Source organism: Phycicoccus sp. HDW14 (assembly GCF_011383005.1).
Classification (GTDB): Bacteria; Actinomycetota; Actinomycetes; order Actinomycetales; family Dermatophilaceae; genus Phycicoccus.
On the sequence record NZ_CP049935.1, the window covers coordinates 698,901 to 714,701 of the forward strand.

Here is a 15,801-nt window from a genome sequence, read left to right on the forward strand (position 1 = left end):
CGCGTGATCGATTCGTTGTGGGTCTACGTCGGCATCGCCGTCGCCGTGCTCGTCGTCGTCGGTGGCGTCGTGCTCGGCCTCCTCCGTGGCCGGGGCGGCACCGGTGCCGAGCCGGCTGCGCCGGAGGCGCCGGGCACCCCCGGGCCGTCGGACGCCGACCTCGCGCCCGACGGGGCGATCGGCACCATCGAACGGCCCGGCGAGGTCGTCGAGGACGAGCCCGCGGCACCCTCCGCGCCCGCGCCCGCCCCGACCCCCACGGTCGAGACCCCGGAGGCGCCGGCCGGCCGGCTGCGCCGGCTGCGTGCCCGACTCGCCCGCTCGAACACCGCCCTCGGCAAGGGCCTGCTGGCCCTGCTGTCGCGTGGTTCGCTCGACGACGCCGGGTGGGAGGAGGTCGAGGACACCCTCCTCGGCGCCGACCTCGGCGTCCAGGCCAGCACCGAGCTCGTCGAGGCGCTGCGCACCCGCGTCGCCGTCGAGGGCACCCGCGACGAGGGGGCCGTGCGCGCGATGCTGCGCGAGGAGCTGCTCGCCCTCGTCGACCCGTCGATGGACCGCTCCCTCGCCGACGAGCGCGTCGACGACCGGCCCGCGTGCATCCTCGTCGTCGGCGTCAACGGCACCGGCAAGACCACCACCGTCGGCAAGCTGGCCCGCGTGCTCGTCGCCGACGACAAGGACGTCGTCCTCGGCGCCGCCGACACCTTCCGCGCCGCCGCCGCCGACCAGCTCGAGACCTGGGGCGCCCGCGTCGGCGTGCCGACCATCCGCTCCGACCGCGAGGGCGCCGACCCCGCCGCCGTCGCCTTCGACGCCGTCAAGGCCGCCGCCGAGCTCGAGGCCGACGTCGTCATCGTCGACACCGCGGGCCGGCTGCAGAACAAGGTCGGGCTGATGGACGAGCTCGGCAAGGTCAAGCGGGTCATCGAGAAGCAGAGCCCCGTCGACGAGGTGCTCCTCGTCCTCGACGCCACGACCGGCCAGAACGGCATGCGCCAGGCCGAGGTGTTCGCGCAGGTCGTCGGCATCACCGGCATCGTGCTCACCAAGCTCGACGGCACCGCCAAGGGCGGCATCGTCGTCGCGGTGCAGCGGGCGCTCGGTGTCCCGGTCAAGCTCGTCGGCCTCGGCGAGGGGCCCGACGACCTCGCGCCGTTCGACCCCGAGGCCTTCGTCGACGCCATCCTCGACTGACCGCCGGCGGCCGCGCCGGTCTCACGATGCGGGACCTCCCGCGGGTCGAAACGCGATGCTTACCGGGGGCCGGACCCGAAACCTCGACGAAACACGACGCGGCGCACGGTGAAACCTCGGCGTCCGACGCTTCTGGGGTACGTGGACGGGCCACTCTCGACCGGGAGCGCAGCACCCCGGCAGGACCGTCCTGGAGACATTCGAACCCTGGAGGATCCTTGGACGGCTACTACGCCTTCATGCTGGTCGCGACAGCCCTCGTGCTGATGATGACCGTGCCGGCACTGGCGCTCTTCTACGGAGGCATGACCCGCTCGCGGTCGGTCCTCAACATGATGATGATGTCCTACGGGGCCTTCGCCATCGGCGCCATCGTCTTCGTCCTGTGGGGCTGGTCGATGGGCTGGGGCGGCCTCGGCAACGGGCAGCTGATCGGCAACCCCCTCGAGCTGTTCGGCCTCAAGGGCGTCAGCTGGCACAGCGCCGCCGACGGCACCGGCAGCCCGTACGTCGGGGTGCTCTTCCAGCTGACCTTCGCGACGATCACCGCGGCCCTGATCTCCGGGGCCATCGCCGACCGCGTGAAGTTCTCGTCGTGGATGGTCTTCGTCCCGCTGTGGCTGACCCTCTGCTACTTCCCGATCGCCCACAACACCTGGGGCGGCGGGTTCATCTACAGCCACCTCGCGCAGCAGGACTACGCGGGCGGCACGGTCGTGCACATCAACGCCGGTGTGGCCGGCGGCGTCCTCGCCCTGATCATCGGCCGTCGCAAGAACTGGCCCAAGGAGCCGATGAAGCCGCACAACCTCACCCTGACGATGCTCGGCGCCGGCCTGCTGTGGTTCGGCTGGTACGGCTTCAACGTCGGCTCGGTCGTCCTCGCGGGTGACACCGCCGAGCAGAGCACCGCCCAGTTCATGTCCGAGACCGGGTTCACCTTCATGAACACGACGCTCGCGACCTGTGCCGCGATGCTCGGCTGGCTCGTCGTCGAGAAGCTCGTGCACGGCAAGGCCACCTCGCTCGGTGCCGCGTCCGGCATCGTCGCGGGCCTGGTCGCCATCACCCCCGCCTGTGGTGCGGTCGGGCTCGCCGGCGCCATCGCCATCGGCGCCATCTCCGGTGCGGTCTGCGCCTGGGCGGTCGGCCTGAAGTTCAAGTTCGGCCTCGACGACTCGCTCGACGTCGTCGGTGTGCACCTCGTCGGCGGCCTGCTCGGCACCATCCTCATCGGGTTCTTCTCGACCTCGGTGGCCCCCGGTGGCGTCGACGGCCTCTTCTACGGCGGCGGCTTCTCCTCCCTGCTCAACCAGACCGGTGCGGCCCTGTTCACCGTGCTGTGGACCGGCGTCTTCACCGCGATCATCGGCTACGCCATCAAGTACACGATCGGCTGGCGGGTGTCGGAGGACGAGGAGGTCGAGGGCATCGACTACAACGAGCACGGTGAGTCCGCGTACGAGCTGGCCGGCCGGGGCGGTCGGATGACCACGTCCGCCTCCGCGCCCGCGCCCAGCCGCCCGAGCGCGGAGAGCCTCGACCTCGAAGGAGCCAAGTGATGAAGCTCGTCACCGCGATCATCAAGCCCCACCAGCTCGACGAGGTGAAGGAGGCCCTCGAGGCCTTCGGCATCCAGGGCATGACCATCAGCGAGGCCCAGGGCTACGGCCGGCAGCGCGGGCACAGCGAGGTCTACCGCGGCGCGGAGTACACCGTCGACTTCGTCCCGAAGACCCGTCTCGAGGTCCTCGTCGACGACATGGACGCCAGCTCGGTCGTCGACGTCGTCCTCAAGGCCGCGCAGACCGGGCGGATCGGTGACGGCAAGGTCTGGGTGACCCCCGTCGAGGAGGTCGCGCGGGTCCGCACCGGCGAACGCGGCGTGGAGGCGATCTGAGCGATGGCCACCTCCTCGAGCGACATCGGCTCCCGGAGGCTCGACCTGGCCGGCACCCGCGACTTCCACGTCGCCGGTGCCGGCCGGGCGCGCCGGGCGGCCCTGTCGGCCTTCAACCGTGACTGGCTCGCCGGGCTCTGGCGGGCGGCCACGGGTGGGGCGCGCATCGAGGGGGTGGCCCTCGCGGCCGTCGGCAGCCTGGGCCGGGCCGACGCCGGGCCGCTCTCGGACTACGACCTCGTCCTCCTGCACTCCGAGCGCTCGCTGCCGGCCAAGGAGCTGACCGCCCTCGCCGACCGGGTCTGGTACCCCATCTGGGACGCCGGGGTCCGCCTCGACCACAGCGTCCGCACCGTCACCCAGTGCCGCCAGGTGGCGGCGAACGACCTCACCGCCGCCGTCGGGCTGCTCGACCTCGCGCCGCTCGCCGGTGACGAGGAGCTCGTCGCGGCGGCCCGCGCGACGGTCGCCCACGACTGGCGGGGCAACGCGCGCAAGCGCCTCCCGCAGCTCGTCGAGGCGCTCACGGCGCGGCACGCGCGCCAGGGCGACCTCGCGCAGTCCATCGAGCCCGAGCTCAAGGAGGCGCACGGCGGCCTGCGCGACATGACCGTCCTGCTCGCCCTCGCCGAGGCCTGGCTCGCCGACCGCCCGCACGGCGGGGTCGACGCCGCCCACGAGCTGCTCCTCGACGTGCGCGACGCCGTCCACGTCGTCACCGGACGGGGCCGCGACCGGCTCGGCCGCGAGGACCACGACGCCGTCGCCGCGCTGCTCGGGCACCCCGACGCCGACGACCTTCTGACCGCCGTCTCGGACGCCGGCCGGCTCATCGCCTACTCGCTCGACGGCACGGTCCGCCGGGCCGGGCAGTCGCAGCGCGCCCGCACCCTGCGCGTCGGCCCGCGCCGCCCGCAGATGACCCCGCTCGGCCACGGCCTGTTCGCCAGCGACGGCGAGGTCGTGCTGGGGTCGGCCCGGCTGGCCGAGACCGACGACGGGATGGCCCTGCGCGCCGCCGTCGTGGCCTCCCGCGCCGGCCTGCCGATCTCGCCGACGACCCTCGACAACCTCGCCTCCGGCGTGCCCGCGCTGCCGACGCCGTGGCCGGCCCACGCCCGTGACCTGCTCGGCGACCTGCTCGCCTCCGGGCCGGGCCTGGCCACCGTCTGGGAGGGGCTGGACCAGGTCGGCATCGTCGAGCGCTGGCTGCCCGAGTGGGCCGCCGTGCGCTCGCGTCCGCAGCGCAACGCGGTGCACCGGCACACGGTCGACCGCCACCTCGTCGAGACCGTCGTGCGCGCCGCCGGGCTCGTGCGCCGGACCTCGCGCCCGGACCTGCTCCTCGTCGCCTCGCTGCTGCACGACATCGGCAAGGTCCGTGGGGCACACGACCACTCGGTCACCGGCGCCGAGGCGACGCGCACCATCGCGACGCGCTGGGGCTTCCCGCCGCGCGACGTCGAGGTGCTCGTCACGCTCGTGCGCGAGCACCTGACGGTCATCGAGCTCGCCACCCGCCGCGACCACCAGGACCCCGCGACCGTCGACGCCGCCGTGGCCGCCGTCGACGGCGACCGCGAGGTCTTCGAGCTGCTGCTGGCGCTCACCGAGGCCGACGCCTCGGCGGCCGGACCGCTGGCCTGGACCGACTGGCGCGCGACCCTGCTCGAGCAGCTGGCGACGGCCGTCCGCGCCCGGCTCGACGCCCCCAGCCCGTTCCGGCGGCGGCCGGTGCGGACGAGGGCTCCACCCGGCGGGTCGACCCCGAGGTCGCCGAGTCCGTGCGTGCCGGTGAGCCCCGGGTGCGCGTCGTCTCGGGCGGCGGCTCGCACCGGCTCGACATCGTCGACGTCGACCGGGTGGGCCTGTTCGCCGACACTGCGGGGCTGCTCGCCGCCGAGGGCCACACCGTGCGCACGGCCATCCTCCGCACCGTCGGCGACATCGCGGTCAACGAGTGGCACGTCGAGTCGCCGTCGGGCGCGGTGCCGGACCCCGAGCGCATCGTGCGCGGCCTGGCCCGGCTGGGGCGTGGCGACCGCGGCCCGCTGCAGACCCTCGACCGCCGGCGGGCCCACCTCGCGCGGCCGTCGGGGGAGTCGGGCATCGGCTCGCCCGGGCAGGCCCGGGCCCTCGTCGTGCCCGGGGCCAGCACCGAGGCCACCGTGCTCGAGGTGCGGGCCCAGGACCGGCCCGGGCTGCTCCACGAGCTCGGGGCGGCGTTCGCGGGGGCCGGGGTGTCGGTGCGCTCGGCGCACATCGCCACCTACGCCGGCCAGACCCTCGACACCTTCTACCTCACCGGGTCCGACGGGCTGCCGCTGCCGCCCGCACGGGTCGCGCAGGCCGTCAGCCTCGTCATCGACACCTGCGACGGCCTCGCCCCCTCCTGAGCGCCCGTCCGGTGGGCGGGCGGTCAGTCGTTAGGCTGTGCCGGTGTTCAACTCCCTGTCCGACCGCCTGACCGAGACCTTCCGCAACCTGCGGACCAAGGGCCGCCTCAGCGAGTCCGACGTCAACCGCACGGTCCGCGACATCCGGCTCGCGCTGCTCGACGCCGACGTCGCCCTGCCGGTCGTCAAGACGTTCACCCACAACGTGCGCGAGCGGGCGCTCGGGCCGAGGTCAGCGAGGCGCTCAACCCGGCGCAGCAGGTCGTCAAGATCGTCAACGACGAGCTCGTCGACATCCTCGGCGGCGAGACCCGGGGCATCCGGTTCGCCAAGCAGCCGCCGACCGTCATCATGCTCGCGGGCCTCCAGGGCTCGGGCAAGACGACGCTGGCCGGCAAGCTGGCGTACTGGCTCAAGGAGCAGGGGCACACCCCGATGCTCGTCGCGGCCGACCTCCAGCGGCCGAACGCCGTCACCCAGCTCGAGGTCGTCGGCCAGCGTGCCGGCGTGCCGGTGTACGCCCCCGAGCGCGGCAACATCTCGGGCCACGACGTCGTCGGCGGCGACATCGAGGGAACGCGTTCGCACGGCGACCCGGTCTCGGTGTCGCGCAGCGGTATCGCCGAGGCCCGGGCCAAGCAGCACGACGTGGTCATCGTCGACACCGCGGGCCGCCTCGCCGTCGACGCCGACCTCATGCAGCAGGCCGCCGACATCCGCGCGGCCATCTCGCCGGACGAGGTCCTCTTCGTCATCGACGCGATGATCGGCCAGGCCGCCGTCGAGACCGCCGAGGCCTTCCTCGAGGGCACCGACTTCACCGGCGTGGTCCTCTCCAAGCTCGACGGCGACGCCCGCGGCGGTGCCGCGCTCTCGGTCGCCAGCGTCACCGGCCGTCCGATCATGTTCGCCTCCACCGGTGAGGGCGTGAAGGACTTCGAGGTCTTCCACCCCGACCGGATGGCCTCGCGCATCCTCGACATGGGTGACGTCCTCACCCTCATCGAGCAGGCCGAGAAGGCGTTCGACCGCACCCAGGCCGCCGAGATGGAGCGCAAGTTCCTCGCGGCCGAGGACTTCACCTTCGACGACTTCCTCCAGCAGATGGCGGCCATCAAGAAGATGGGCTCGCTGAAGTCGGTGCTCGGGATGATGCCGGGCATGGGCCAGATGAAGGCCCAGCTCGACGCCTTCGACGAGCGCGAGTTCGACCGGGTCGAGGCCATGGTCCGCTCGATGACCCCCTTCGAGCGCAACCACCCCAAGCAGATCAACGGCTCGCGCCGCGCCCGCATCGCCAAGGGCTCGGGGGTCGGCACCTCCGAGGTCAACCAGCTCCTCGAGCGGTTCGGCGAGGCGCAGAAGATGATGAAGCAGATGGCCAAGGGCGGCGGCATCCCGGGGATGCCGGGCATGGGTTCAGGGCCGGGCAAGCGCGGGCGGCAGCAGGCGCCGCAGCGCAAGAAGTCGAAGTCCGGCAACCCGGCCAAGCGGGCGGCCGAGGAGCGCGCGGCAGCCCAGCGGGGCGCCTCGACGCCCTCGGGCTCGAGCTTCGGGTCCGGGCCGGCCACCGGTCCCGCCGACCTCGACCCCTCCCAGCTGCCGAAGGGCTTCGAGAAGTTCCTGGGGCAGTGAACGACTCGGCGGCGCGCGAGCTGAACACGCTCGCCGTCGGAACGGACGGGCCGCGGGTCGCCTTCCTCCACGGACTCTTCGGCCAGGGCCGCAACTGGACCCAGGTGGCCAAGGCGCTCGCCGGGCCGGACGGGTCGGGCGCGCGGTGCCTGCTCGTCGACCTGCCCGACCACGGTCGCTCACCGTGGTCGGAGACCTTCTCGTACGAGGCCTACGCCGAGGCCGTCGCCGCGACGCTGGCCGCGACGGCGCCGGGGGAGCAGTGGGTCGTCGTGGGGCACAGCCTCGGCGGCAAGGTGTCGATGGTCCTCACGCTCACCCACCCCGAGCTCGTCGCGAGCCTCGTCGTCGTCGACATCGCGCCCAAGGACTACGGCGACCTCGACCGCTTCCGCGGCTACATCGACGAGATGCGCGCCCTGCCGCTCGAGGCGCTGACCAGCCGCGCCGACGCCGAGGCGCGCTTCGCCGAGCCCGACGCGGGGTCAAGGCCTTCCTCCTGCAGAACCTGCGCCGCTCGGGCACCGAGTGGGCGTGGCAGGCCAACCTCGGGCTCATCGCCGCCGACGCCGAGCGAGGGAGCGACTCGGACATCGCCGGCTTCCCCGACCTCGGTGGTCGCTCGTGGGACGGGCCGGTCGTCTGGCTCGTCGGTGGCGAGTCCGAGTACGTGCGCGACACCGACGTCGCTGACATGCGGACCCTGTTCCCGCGCACCCGGATCGTCACGGTCAACGGGGCCGCGCACTGGGTGCACACCGACCAGCCCGCCGTCGTCGTGGAGACGCTGCGCCGCGTGGTCCGCACCGTCGGCTAGCCGGCCTGTGGGTCGGGCACGTCGTCGAGCGAGCGCACGGCCAGCAGGGGGCTGCCCACGAGCCAGAGCACCGAGAGCGCGGCGAGCACCGAGCCCACGGCGATGGCCGCCCCCGTGCCGACGAGCCCGGCGAGCAGTCCGCCGAGCACCGCCCCGAGCGGACGCACCCCGTAGTTGACGGTCGTGAACGCGCCCTGCACGCGGGCCCGCACGTCGTCCGGGATGACGGCGGTCATCACGGCGTTGACGTTGACGTCGAAGAGCATGACGCCGAAGCCGGTGACCGCCTCGACGGCCGTCAGCCCGACCGCCTTCGCGAGGTCGGACCCGTGCGCCAGGACGAGCGTGGTGGTCGGCAGCGTGAAGAGCAGCGCCCCGACCACGGCGGTGCGCCCGATGCCGATGCGGCGCCCGACCCGGCCGGCGACCACGGCCCCCAGCAGCCCACCAGTGGCCCCGATGCCGAGGGACAGCCCGATGGTGCCGGCCGAGAGCGCGAGGTCACGACTGGCGAACACGACGAGCAGCGCCTGCACGACGAAGGTGAAGAGGTTGATCCACGAGACGCAGCGCAGCATCGGGGCGAGGTACGGGTCGCGCCAGACGTGCCGCATCCCGTCGGCGACCCGGCGGCGCAGCGACGACCCGTCGTCGGGGGCCGGGGTGCGGTCGGGCACGTCGGCGGTGCGCAGCAGGGTGGCCGAGGCGAGGAACGAGACGGCGTCGACGACGAGGGCGTAGGGCGCGGTGAGCAGCTGGACGAGCCCGCCGCCGAGCGCCGGACCGGCGATGTACGAGCCCGACCGGGTCGCACTGAACAGGCTGCCGGCCTCGACGTAGCGCTCACGGGGGACGAGCGCGACGTAGAACGGCTGCCACGCGGACCGGAAGAGCGTCGACCACGCGCCGAGCAGGAGGGCCACGGCGAGCAGGTGCGCGAAGGTCAGCGCCCCGAGCACGGCGGCGACCGGCACGGTCGCGACGACGACGGCCCGGGCGAGGTCGGCGACGACGAGGAGGCGCCGCGGCCGGGGGCGCCGGTCGACCCAGGTGCCGACGAGCAGCGCCAGGAGGTTGGGCAGCCACACGACGGCGGTGAGCAGCGCGACCCGGGAGGCGCTCTCGTCGAGGACGGTGACGGCGACGAGGGGATCGCGAGGTCGGACACCCGGTCGCCGAGCTCGGAGACGGTCTGGGCGCCCCACGCCGTGGCGAACCGCCGGCCGCGCCACAGCGGTCGGGGCCGCCCGGGCGGCGAGGGCGCGGTCCCGGTGGTCGGCTCAGCCATGGTCGCGGTCCGGGAGGGTGTGGCGCAGCAGCAGCACCGTGCGGGCTCCCGCGGGAGCCGCGGCCGGGTCGTCCTTGCGCAGGACGTAGGGCGCGAGCAGCGCCTCGACGGCGGCCTCGAGCCCGGCGGCCTCCTCGGGGGTGAGGAGCACCCGGGTGCTCGAGCGACCGGCCACCGCGCGCCACGCGGGCGCCAGGGTGGGCTCGACGTCGCGGTGCCAGTCGCCGACGAGGTCGCCCTCGGCGTCCTCGATGGCCCGCTGCAGGGCCGATCCCGCGTCCTGGTCGCCGGAGAACCGGAAGCCGCGGCCCACCGCCTCCCACCAGCGCTCGCGGCCCGAGCCCCCGGTCGCGGCGTCGCGGACCAGGCCGTGCTCGGCGAGGTGGCGCAGGTGCCAGCTCGTGACCGACGGGGTGGCGCCGACGACGGGGGAGAGGCGGGTGGCGGTGGCGGGTCCGTGCCGCTGCAGCTCGCCGAGGATGCGCACGCGCACCGGGTGGGCCAGGGCGCGCATCCCTCGCGCGTCGAGCTCGAGGTCACCGTACGGGTTGGCCATCGAGGGCCCCCTTCCTGATCTGAGAGGACCCTATCGAGAGGGCTCTCTCAGGTCCAGCGAAGGGCTGGGCACGGGCGCCCGGACGGTCCACACTGAGGGCCATGACCACCGCCGAGCAGCCCGCCCCGAGTCCCGTCGCCCGCCTGTTCGACGCGGTGGCCGACGACTACGACCGGACCGGGATCGACTTCTTCGGCCCGATCGCCGACGGGCTGCTCGACGGGCTGGGTGTGCGCGCCGGTGACGCCTGCGCCGACCTCGGCTGCGGCCGGGGCGCGGTCACCGTCGGGCTCGCCGAGCGGGCCCTCCCCGCGGGGCGGGTCGTCGGCATCGACATCAGCGACCGGATGCTGGAGCACGCGCGGACGCTGCTCGCGGAGCACGGCGACGGGGTCGAGCTGCGCCTCGGCGACGCCTCGGACCCGGATCTCGAGTCCGGCGCGTGGGACGTCGTCGCCTCGTCCCTCGTGCTGTTCTTCCTCCCCGACCCCCTCGCCGCCCTCACCCGGTGGGTCGGGCTGCTCGCACCCGGTGGGCGGATCGGCATCGCGACGTTCGGCGACCAGGATCCGGTGTGGAGCGCCGTCGACGCGGAGTTCGGACCGTGGCTCCCGCCCGCGATGCGCGACCCGCGCACGACCGGCCCGGACAGCCCCTTCGCCACGGACGCCGGGATGGAGGACCTCATGGCTCGCGCCGGGGCGGGCGACGTGCGGACCACGAGCGCGCGGGTCGACGTCCGCTTCGGCGACGCCGCGGGCTGGGAGCGGTTCTCCCGGGCCACCGGCCAGCGAGCGATGTGGGCGTCGCTGCCGGAGAACGAGATCGACGGTGTCCGGGCGAGGGCGGCCGCGCACCTCGAGGGGGCCCGCGATGCCGACGGGCGGGTCGTCGTGTGGCAGGACGTCAGGTACACGTGGGGAACGGCGCCCCCGGCGCAGTGAGCCCGGGCCGCATCCGCCGGGCCGACTAGGGTCGGCCCATGGCATCGGTGCTGCACCTCACGGGTCCCGTCCTCGTCGGCCGCGAGGAGGAGGCGCCCGAGGCCTGGGTGCACGGCGGCACGGTCACCTTCAGTCGTCCGGTCGGCGACCACGACGTCACGACGCTCGACGGCTGGGTGCTGCCCGGCCTCGTCGACGCGCACTGCCACGTGGGGCTCGTCGCGACCGGGGCCACCGACGCCGCCACCGCCGAGGCGCAGGCGAGCGCCGACCGCGACGCCGGCACCCTGCTCATCCGGGACGCCGGGTCGCCGAGCGACACCCGCTGGGTCGACGAGCGCGAGGACCTGCCGCGCATCATCCGCGCCGGCCGGCACATCGCCCGCACGCGCCGGTACATCCGGAACTTCGCGTGGGAGGTCGAGCCGGACGGGCTCGTCGAGCGGGTGCGCCTCGAGGCCCGGGCCGGGGACGGGTGGGTCAAGCTCGTCGGCGACTGGATCGACCGCGACGCCGGCGACCTCACGCCGTGCTGGCCCGCCGACGTGCTGGCGCAGGCCGTCGCCGCAGCCCACGAGGAGGGGGCGCGGGTGACCGCCCACTGCTTCGGCGAGCAGAGCCTGCACGACTTCGCGGCCGCCGGCACCGACTGCATCGAGCACGCCACCGGCCTGGTGCCCGAGAGCATCGAGGCCTTCGCCGCGCAGGGCATCGCCATCGTTCCGACGCTGGTCAACATCGACACCTTCCCGGAGATCGCCGAGCCGGCGCGCGAGAAGTTCCCCGAGTACCACCGGCACATGCTCGACCTGCACGCCCGGCGCTACGAGACCGTCGCCGCCGCCCGCGACGCGGGGGTGCCCGTGTACGTCGGCACCGACGCCGGTGGGTCGCTGCCGCACGGGCTGGTCGGCCAGGAGGTCGAGCGGCTCACCCGCTGCGGGTTCCCGGCGATCGAGGCCCTCGACGCGGCCACGTGGGGCGCCCGGGCGTGGCTGGGCCGTCCGGCCCTGGCCGAGGGGGAGCCGGCCGACCTCGTCGTCTACGCCGAGGACCCGCGGGCCGACGTGCGGGTGCTCGCGCACCCCGCCGCCGTCGTGCTCCGCGGGTCCGTCGTCGGCGGCTGAGGCCCGGTTCGTCCACCCCTCGGCGCGGCCCGCCCACATCGCGAGACATAAGCGTCTGTTATTTGACCGATAATGCTGCCCTATGGAAACTCCTAGTCATCGCCTAGGAATGCGCCGCACGGCGCCTCTCCCCACCCGGGGTCCGAACCACAGGAGCAGCCACCCATGAGCAGGAACCGTCTCGCCCTCGCCGCCGTCGCCGTCAGCGCGTCGCTGGTGATGAGCGCGTGCGCCGGCGGAGGGTCCAGCGACGTGGCCGGGGCCGAGGCCGCACCCGCGGCCGGTGGCGCCGCGACGAGCACGATCGACCTCTACGCCTACGCCGTCCCCAAGGTCGGCTACGACACGCTGATCCCCGCCTTCCAGGCCACCGCGGCCGGCAAGGGCGTGCAGTTCCAGCAGTCCTACGGCGCCTCCGGCGACCAGTCGCGCAAGGTCGCCGCCGGCGCCGAGGCCGACTTCGTCAACTTCTCGGTCGAGCCCGACGTCACCCGGCTCGTCGAGGCCGGTCTCGTCGACACGGGCTGGAACGCGGGCGAGCACAAGGGGATCCCCTTCGGCTCGGTCGTGACGATCGTCGTCCGGAAGGGCAACCCCAAGGGCATCAAGGACTGGGACGACCTGCTCGAGCCCGGCGTCGAGGTCGTGACGCCCAACCCGTTCAGCTCGGGGTCGGCCAAGTGGAACCTGCTCGCCCCGTACGCCGCCAAGAGCGACGGCGGCAAGGACGCGAAGGCCGGCCTCGACTTCATCGGGAAGCTCGTCGGCGACCACGTGAAGATCCAGCCGAAGTCCGGCCGCGAGGCCACCGAGGCCTTCCTCCAGGGCAGCGGCGACGTGTTGCTCTCCTACGAGAACGAGGCGCTGTTCATCGAGCGCAAGGGCGACCCGGTCGAGCACGTCACCCCGCCGCAGACCTTCAAGATCGAGAACCCGGCCGCCGTGGTCACCAAGGGCAAGAACGCCGAGAAGGCCAAGGCGTTCAACGACTTCCTCTACACGCCCGCGGCGCAGAAGCTCTGGGCCGAGGCCGGCTTCCGCCCGGTCGACGCGACGGTCGCGAAGGACTTCGCCGCCGACTTCCCCGCGCCGCAGAAGCTCTGGACCATCGACGACCTCGGCGGCTGGAAGACCGTCGACGGCTCCCTGTTCACAAAGGACGTCGGCTCGATCGCCAAGATCTACGACGCCGCCACCCAGTGAGGCAGCCATGACCGCGACCACCCTTCCCCGCGGGGACTCGGCCACCGAGCCCGACCCGCCGCACGACGAGCCGGCCGGCGCCCCTCCCACCCGGGAGGGGCGCCGGCCCGCGGCCACAGCTGGGCGGGCGCTCGGGCTCGGGGTGGTCGGGCTCTGGCTGAGCGTCATCGTCCTGCTCCCGCTCGCCGCCCTGACCGTCCGCTCCTTCGACGAGGGGGTCGGCGGCTTCTGGGACGCCGTCACGGCCCCGGTCGCCCTGGCCGCCCTCGGCGTGACCCTCGGGGTCTCCGCCGTCGTGGCCCTGCTCAACGCCGTGATGGGCACGCTCGTCGCGTGGGTCCTCGTGCGTGACGACTTCCCCGGCCAGCGGGTGGTCAACGCCCTCATCGACCTGCCGTTCGCGCTGCCGACGATCGTCGCGAGCATCGTCCTGCTCTCGCTCTACGGGCCCAACAGCCCGGTCGGCATCCACCTCAACGCGACCCGGTGGGCGCTCGTCGTGGCGCTGACCTTCGTCACCCTCCCGTTCGTCGTGCGCTCGGTGCAGCCGGTGCTCATCGAGCTGGACCGCGAGGTCGAGGAGGCCGCCGCCTCGCTCGGCGCGAGCAACCTCACCACCTTCCGCCGCGTCGTCCTGCCCACCCTGGCGCCGGCCGTCATCAGCGGCACCGGGCTCGCCTTCGCCCGCGCGGTGGGGGAGTACGGCTCGGTCGTCCTCATCGGCGGCAACATCCCGCGCGAGACCCAGGTCGTCTCGCAGTACATCCAGCAGCAGATCGAGATCGACCGACCGGCGAACGCCGCGGCGGTGTCGGTCGCCCTGCTCGCCGTCTCCTTCCTGACCCTGTTCGTCCTGCGGGTCTGGGCGGGGCGCAACCAGCGCAAGGAGGCGAGGTCGTCGTGAGGACCTCGCGCGGCACGACCCTCGCCCTGCGCTCGGTCGCCCTCGTCTACCTCGTCGGCCTGCTGGCCGTACCGATCGGGGTCATCCTCTGGCGCACCTTCGAGCCCGGGGTCGGCGCCTTCGTCGCGTCCGTCCAGACGCCGGCGGCCATCTCGGCGCTCAACCTCTCGCTGCTCATCGTCGCGATCGTCGTGCCGCTCAACGTGCTCTTCGGCGTCGTCACGGCCATCGCCCTGGCCCGGTGGAAGGTGCCCTTCCGCGGCGTCGTCCAGGCCGTCGTCGACCTGCCGTTCGCGGTCTCCCCGATCGTGGTCGGCGTCTCGCTCATCATGCTGTGGGGCGTCACCGGCTGGTTCGGCGGCCTCGAGTCGGCCACCGGCGTCAAGGTCATCTTCGGCCTGCCGGGCATGGTCATCGCGACGATCTTCGTCACGCTCCCGTTCGTCGTCCGCGAGGTCGAGCCGGTCCTGCACGAGATCGGCACCGAGCAGGAGCAGGCCGCCTCCACCCTCGGTGCCTCGGGCTGGCAGACGTTCTGGCGCATCACGGTCCCGGCCATCCGGTGGGGCCTGACCTACGGGGTCGTGCTCACCGTCGCCCGCGCCCTCGGCGAGTTCGGCGCGGTGATCATGGTCAGCTCGGGCTTCCCCGGGGTCTCGCAGACCCTGACCCTCCTCGTCCACTCGCGCTACATCGACGACCACAACACCTACGGGGCCTACGCCGCCGCCACCCTGCTCATGGGCCTGGCGCTGGTGACCCTGCTCGGCATGACCCTGCTCGACCGCAAGAGGAGCACCCGATGATCAGCGTCACCGACGCCCGCAAGACCTACGGCGACTTCGTCGCCCTCGACGGCGTGAGCATCGACATCCCGTCGGGCTCGCTCACGGCGCTGCTCGGGCCGAGCGGCTCGGGCAAGTCGACGTTGCTGCGCTCGATCGCCGGGCTGGAGGGACTCGACGGCGGGGTGGTCTCGATCGCCGGCGTCGACGTCACGCACCAGCCGCCGCAGAAGCGGGGCATCGGGTTCGTGTTCCAGCACTACGCCGCGTTCAAGCACATGACGGTGCGCGACAACGTGGCCTTCGGGCTGACCATCCGCAAGCGACCCAAGGCCGAGGTGAGGAAGAAGGTCGACGACCTGCTCGAGATCGTCGGGCTCGACGGCTTCCAGCACCGCTACCCCTCGCAGCTCTCCGGCGGGCAGCGCCAGCGGATGGCTCTGGCCCGGGCGCTGGCGGTCGACCCGCAGGTGCTCCTGCTCGACGAGCCGTTCGGGGCCCTCGACGCCAAGGTCCGCGCCGACCTGAGGCGCTGGCTGCGACGGCTGCACGACGAGGTGCACGTGACGACCGTCCTCGTCACGCACGACCAGGAGGAGGCCCTCGACGTCGCCGACCGGATCGCCGTGCTCAACCAGGGCCGGATCGAGCAGGTCGGCGACCCGGTGTCGCTCTACGAGAAGCCGGCCAACGACTTCGTGATGTCCTTCCTCGGCTCGGTGGCGCGGCTCGGCGGCCAGCTGGTGCGACCGCACGACATCGTCCTCGAGCGCGACCGCGCCGCGGCCTTCGAGGCCGACGCGCGCACCCCGGGCTCACCCGGAGTCGTCACCGCCACGGTCGAGCGGGTCGTGCGGCTCGGCTTCGAGGTGCGGGTCGAGCTGCGCGCCGACAGCGGGGAGCGGTTCGCCGCCCAGGTCACCCGCGCGGAGGCCGACCGCCAGCAGTTCGGGCCCGGCGAGACGGTGCACGCCCGGGCCACCCGCCCGGCCGACGCCACCGAGGTCGACCCCGCGCTGGCCATCTGATGTCCCGGGCCCGCTGTGCCA

Annotated in this window: 13 protein-coding genes and 3 pseudogenes; 14 read left to right on the plus strand and 2 right to left on the minus strand. The window is 73.6% G+C overall.

What is annotated here, in order from left to right; genetic code table 11:
• The first annotated feature begins 6 nt into the window (after positions 1 to 6).
• From ftsY to G7075_RS22425, 8 genes and pseudogenes are all read left to right on the plus strand, one after another.
• Positions 7 to 1,197 carry a signal recognition particle-docking protein FtsY gene (gene ftsY, locus G7075_RS03495; protein ID WP_166124199.1) on the plus strand — a complete coding sequence of 397 codons (1,191 nt, stop codon included), beginning with the start codon at positions 7 to 9 and terminating at the stop codon, positions 1,195 to 1,197.
• Between the two features lie 239 nt (positions 1,198 to 1,436).
• On the plus strand, positions 1,437 to 2,759 hold the full coding sequence (locus G7075_RS03500) for an ammonium transporter (protein ID WP_166124200.1): 1,323 nt from the start codon (positions 1,437 to 1,439) through the stop codon (positions 2,757 to 2,759).
• Positions 2,759 to 3,097, plus strand: a complete 339-nt coding sequence (locus G7075_RS03505) for a P-II family nitrogen regulator (protein WP_030527957.1) — start codon at positions 2,759 to 2,761, stop codon at positions 3,095 to 3,097. The genes G7075_RS03500 and G7075_RS03505 overlap by 1 nt, the downstream gene beginning before the upstream one ends.
• A gap of 3 nt (positions 3,098 to 3,100) precedes the next feature.
• Positions 3,101 to 4,762 (plus strand): annotated as a pseudogene (locus G7075_RS03510) ([protein-PII] uridylyltransferase); the annotation flags it as partial.
• A gap of 512 nt (positions 4,763 to 5,274) precedes the next feature.
• Positions 5,275 to 5,493, plus strand: coding sequence for an ACT domain-containing protein (locus tag G7075_RS20695; RefSeq protein WP_240918106.1), 219 nt, complete (start codon positions 5,275 to 5,277; stop codon positions 5,491 to 5,493).
• Positions 5,494 to 5,536: 43 nt separating this feature from the next.
• A pseudogene (ffh, locus tag G7075_RS03515) lies at positions 5,537 to 7,128 on the plus strand (signal recognition particle protein).
• Positions 7,129 to 7,232: 104 nt separating this feature from the next.
• Positions 7,233 to 7,475, plus strand: a pseudogene (locus G7075_RS22420) (alpha/beta fold hydrolase); the annotation flags it as partial.
• Between the two features lie 347 nt (positions 7,476 to 7,822).
• Complete coding sequence (locus G7075_RS22425) at positions 7,823 to 7,945, plus strand: hypothetical protein (protein ID WP_371814272.1); 123 nt, start codon at positions 7,823 to 7,825, stop codon at positions 7,943 to 7,945.
• Here G7075_RS22425 and G7075_RS03525 read toward each other — a convergent pair.
• Entirely contained in the window at positions 7,942 to 9,150 is a 1,209-nt protein-coding gene (locus G7075_RS03525; protein WP_205860609.1) for an MFS transporter, read from the minus strand. The two genes, G7075_RS22425 and G7075_RS03525, sit on opposite strands and share 4 nt — an antisense overlap.
• A gap of 75 nt (positions 9,151 to 9,225) precedes the next feature.
• Positions 9,226 to 9,789: a helix-turn-helix domain-containing protein gene (locus G7075_RS03530; protein WP_166118907.1), complete on the minus strand. Its 564-nt coding sequence runs from the start codon at positions 9,787 to 9,789 to the stop codon at positions 9,226 to 9,228.
• 101 nt (positions 9,790 to 9,890) lie between these two features.
• Here G7075_RS03530 and G7075_RS03535 point away from each other — a divergent pair, with 101 nt between their 5' ends.
• The 6 genes from G7075_RS03535 to G7075_RS03560 all read left to right on the plus strand — a co-directional run bounded on the left by G7075_RS03535 (position 9,891) and on the right by G7075_RS03560 (position 15,780).
• Positions 9,891 to 10,733, plus strand: coding sequence for a class I SAM-dependent methyltransferase (locus G7075_RS03535; protein WP_166118910.1), 843 nt, complete (start codon positions 9,891 to 9,893; stop codon positions 10,731 to 10,733).
• A 38-nt stretch (positions 10,734 to 10,771) separates the two neighbouring features.
• On the plus strand, positions 10,772 to 11,860 hold the full coding sequence (locus tag G7075_RS03540) for an amidohydrolase family protein (protein ID WP_166118912.1): 1,089 nt from the start codon (positions 10,772 to 10,774) through the stop codon (positions 11,858 to 11,860).
• A gap of 165 nt (positions 11,861 to 12,025) precedes the next feature.
• Complete coding sequence (locus G7075_RS03545) at positions 12,026 to 13,063, plus strand: sulfate ABC transporter substrate-binding protein (protein WP_166118915.1); 1,038 nt, start codon at positions 12,026 to 12,028, stop codon at positions 13,061 to 13,063.
• A 7-nt stretch (positions 13,064 to 13,070) separates the two neighbouring features.
• Positions 13,071 to 13,967, plus strand: a complete 897-nt coding sequence (cysT, locus tag G7075_RS03550; protein ID WP_166118918.1) for a sulfate ABC transporter permease subunit CysT — start codon at positions 13,071 to 13,073, stop codon at positions 13,965 to 13,967.
• Complete coding sequence (locus G7075_RS03555; RefSeq protein ID WP_166118920.1) at positions 13,964 to 14,773, plus strand: sulfate ABC transporter permease; 810 nt, start codon at positions 13,964 to 13,966, stop codon at positions 14,771 to 14,773. Before cysT ends, G7075_RS03555 begins: the two co-directional genes overlap by 4 nt.
• Positions 14,770 to 15,780: a sulfate/molybdate ABC transporter ATP-binding protein gene (locus G7075_RS03560; protein ID WP_166118923.1), complete on the plus strand. Its 1,011-nt coding sequence runs from the start codon at positions 14,770 to 14,772 to the stop codon at positions 15,778 to 15,780. Before G7075_RS03555 ends, G7075_RS03560 begins: the two co-directional genes overlap by 4 nt.
• Positions 15,781 to 15,801 lie beyond the last annotated feature (21 nt).

Bases quoted from the DNA above. Each gene is read 5' to 3' on its own strand.
- G7075_RS03540 (WP_166118912.1), top strand. From the start codon at position 10,772: ATGGCATCGGTGCTGCACCTCACGGGTCCCGTCCTCGTCGGCCGCGAG.
- G7075_RS03505 (WP_030527957.1), top strand. From the start codon at position 2,759: ATGAAGCTCGTCACCGCGATCATCAAGCCCCACCAGCTCGACGAGGTG.
- G7075_RS03535 (WP_166118910.1), top strand. From the start codon at position 9,891: ATGACCACCGCCGAGCAGCCCGCCCCGAGTCCCGTCGCCCGCCTGTTC.
- G7075_RS22425 (WP_371814272.1), top strand. From the start codon at position 7,823: ATGCGGACCCTGTTCCCGCGCACCCGGATCGTCACGGTCAACGGGGCC.
- cysT (WP_166118918.1), top strand. From the start codon at position 13,071: ATGACCGCGACCACCCTTCCCCGCGGGGACTCGGCCACCGAGCCCGAC.
- G7075_RS03530 (WP_166118907.1), bottom strand. From the start codon at position 9,789: ATGGCCAACCCGTACGGTGACCTCGAGCTCGACGCGCGAGGGATGCGC.
- G7075_RS03545 (WP_166118915.1), top strand. From the start codon at position 12,026: ATGAGCAGGAACCGTCTCGCCCTCGCCGCCGTCGCCGTCAGCGCGTCG.
- G7075_RS03500 (WP_166124200.1), top strand. From the start codon at position 1,437: ATGCTGGTCGCGACAGCCCTCGTGCTGATGATGACCGTGCCGGCACTG.
- G7075_RS03560 (WP_166118923.1), top strand. From the start codon at position 14,770: ATGATCAGCGTCACCGACGCCCGCAAGACCTACGGCGACTTCGTCGCC.